Here is a 2,605-nt window from a genome sequence, read left to right on the forward strand (position 1 = left end):
CCGCTAGGGTTGGAATTTTCAGTTTGGCCAGGTTGTACATCAGCTCGGCCAATTCGCGCGCGTCGTTCAGGTTGGTGCTGTAATCCAGCTGCGCCGATTGCTGCATCCAGGCCAGGTCAGCCCCAGCGCTGAAGTGCTTGCCGCGGCCACGGATCAGCATGAAACGCAGGCTGGCATCGGCTTGAACTTCATCCAGGGCCAAAATCAACTCACGAATCATCTGCGCGTCGAAGGCGTTATTTTTGTCCGGACGGTTCAGCCACAGGGTGGCGAACCCTCGCGGGTCGGTGTGCAGTTCAAGGGTCGTAAAGTCAGACATGTTCACTCCGTTGGCGGGGCCCGGTTACATCCGGAACACACCGAATGTGCTCGGCTCGATAGGCGCGTTAAGCGATGCGGACAAAGCCAGCGCAAGGATGTCTCGGGTTTGCGCAGGATCGATTACTCCGTCGTCCCACAAGCGGGCACTGGAGTAGTACGGATGCCCTTGATGCTCATACTGCTCGAGAATCGGCCGTTTGATGTCGGCTTCCTGCTCGGCACTGAACGTCTGACCGCCGCGCTCAGCCTGCTCGCGTTTGACTTGCACCAGCACCCCGGCCGCCTGTTCGCCGCCCATTACGCCGATTCGCGCGTTGGGCCACATCCACAGGAATCGCGGATCGTAAGCACGGCCGCACATGCCGTAGTTACCGGCACCGAAGCTGCCACCGATGATCACGGTGAACTTTGGTACCTTGGCGCAGGCCACTGCTGTGACCAACTTGGCGCCGTGTTTGGCGATGCCGCCTGCTTCGTATTTCTGCCCAACCATGAACCCGGTTATGTTCTGCAGGAACAGCAGCGGGATACCGCGCTGACACGCCAGTTCAATGAAGTGCGCGCCTTTCTGTGCTGACTCGGCAAACAGCACGCCGTTGTTGGCCAGGATAGCAATCGGGTAGCCGTGTAAATGGCCGAAGCCGCATACCAGCGTGGTGCCGAACAGCGCCTTGAACTCGTCGAACACCGAGCCGTCCACCAGCCGCGCAATGACTTCGCGGACATCAAACGGTTGCTTTGCATCAGCTGGAATCACGCCGTACAACTCGTCGCTGCCATACAGCGGTGCGATAGGGGTGAGGGCGTTGAGTTGGCCTTGCTTGCGCCAATTGAGGTTAGCAATGCTGCGGCGGGCAATGGCCAATGCATGTTCATCGCTGTCGGCGTAATGGTCAGCAACCCCGGAGACCTTGCAATGCACATCGGCTCCGCCCAAGTCTTCGGCGCTGACCACTTCGCCGGTCGCCGCTTTCACCAGCGGTGGGCCGGCGAGAAAAATCGTCGCCTGTTGGCGAACCATGATCGCTTCGTCCGCCATGGCCGGAACATAGGCGCCGCCTGCCGTGCACGAACCCATGACCACTGCGATTTGGGGGATGCCCACGGCGCTCATGTTTGCTTGGTTAAAGAAAATTCTGCCGAAATGCTCGCGGTCCGGGAACACTTCATCCTGGCGTGGCAGGTTGGCGCCCCCGGAATCGACCAGATAGATGCAAGGCAAGCGGTTTTGCTGAGCAATCGTCTGCGCCCTCAGGTGTTTTTTTACCGTCAGCGGGTAGTACGAGCCACCTTTGACCGTCGCGTCGTTGGCGACAATCATGCATTCGACGCCTTCTACGCGGCCAATGCCGACAATCAACCCGGCCGCAGGCACGTCTTCGCCATACACTTCATAAGCGGTCAATTGCCCGATTTCAAGAAAGGGTGAGCCGATGTCCAGCAGACGATTGATTCGCTCGCGGGGCAGCAACTTGCCCCGAGATGTATGGCGTTCCTGAGCCTTCGGCCCACCGCCTTGATGAACCTGAGCCAGTAATTGACGCAAGCCTTCGACGTGTTTCAGCATCGCTGCGCCGTTGGCGGCAAACTCTGGTGAACGAGTATTAATCTGGGTGTGCAAGATGGTCATGGGCAACTACTCCGCAAACCCCTGTAGGAGCGAACTTGTTCGCGAGGCGGCGCACCTGACACACCGCGTCGCCAAGCTCGCCAACAAGTTGGCTCCTACAGGGAAAGGTGCTTATTTCGTTTCGTTGAACAGCTCGCGGCCGATCAACATGCGACGGATCTCGCTGGTGCCGGCGCCAATTTCGTACAACTTGGCGTCACGCAGCAGTCGACCGGCTGGAAACTCGTTGATGTAGCCGTTACCGCCAAGAATTTGGATGGCATCCAGGGCCATTTGCGTCGCACGTTCGGCGCTGTACAAGATCACCCCGGCGGCGTCTTTGCGCGTGGTTTCGCCGCGCTCACAGGCTTGGGCCACGGCGTACAAGTAGGCACGGCTGGCGTTGAGCTGGGTGTACATGTCGGCGACTTTGCCCTGAATCAGCTGGAACTCGCCGATGCTTTGGCCGAACTGCTTGCGGTCGTGGATGTAAGGCACCACCACGTCCATGCAGGCTTGCATGATCCCGGTCGGGCCGCCGGAAAGCACGACGCGTTCGTAGTCGAGGCCACTCATCAGCACCTTGACGCCGCTGTTGAGTACGCCCAGCAGGTTTTCTTCTGGCACTTCGACGTCATCGAAGAACAGCTCGCAGGTGTTGGAGCCGCGCATACC

At 59.3% G+C, this 2,605-nt stretch carries 3 protein-coding genes; all 3 read right to left on the bottom strand.

Translation table 11 applies throughout. The features are described from left to right. Positions 1 to 319 (bottom strand): enoyl-CoA hydratase-related protein (locus tag M0974_RS25850; protein ID WP_297843789.1); only part of this gene is annotated, 319 nt, incomplete at its 3' end. Between the two features lie 24 nt (positions 320 to 343). Next, positions 344 to 1,951, bottom strand: a complete 1,608-nt coding sequence (locus M0974_RS25855) for a carboxyl transferase domain-containing protein (protein ID WP_297843792.1) — start codon at positions 1,949 to 1,951, stop codon at positions 344 to 346. Between the two features lie 111 nt (positions 1,952 to 2,062). Further along, the coding region (locus M0974_RS25860; RefSeq protein WP_297843794.1) for an acyl-CoA dehydrogenase family protein at positions 2,063 to 2,605 on the bottom strand (543 nt) is incomplete at its 5' end.

The organism is Pseudomonas sp. (genome assembly GCF_026224925.1).
Taxonomy (GTDB): Bacteria; Pseudomonadota; Gammaproteobacteria; order Pseudomonadales; family Pseudomonadaceae; genus Aquipseudomonas.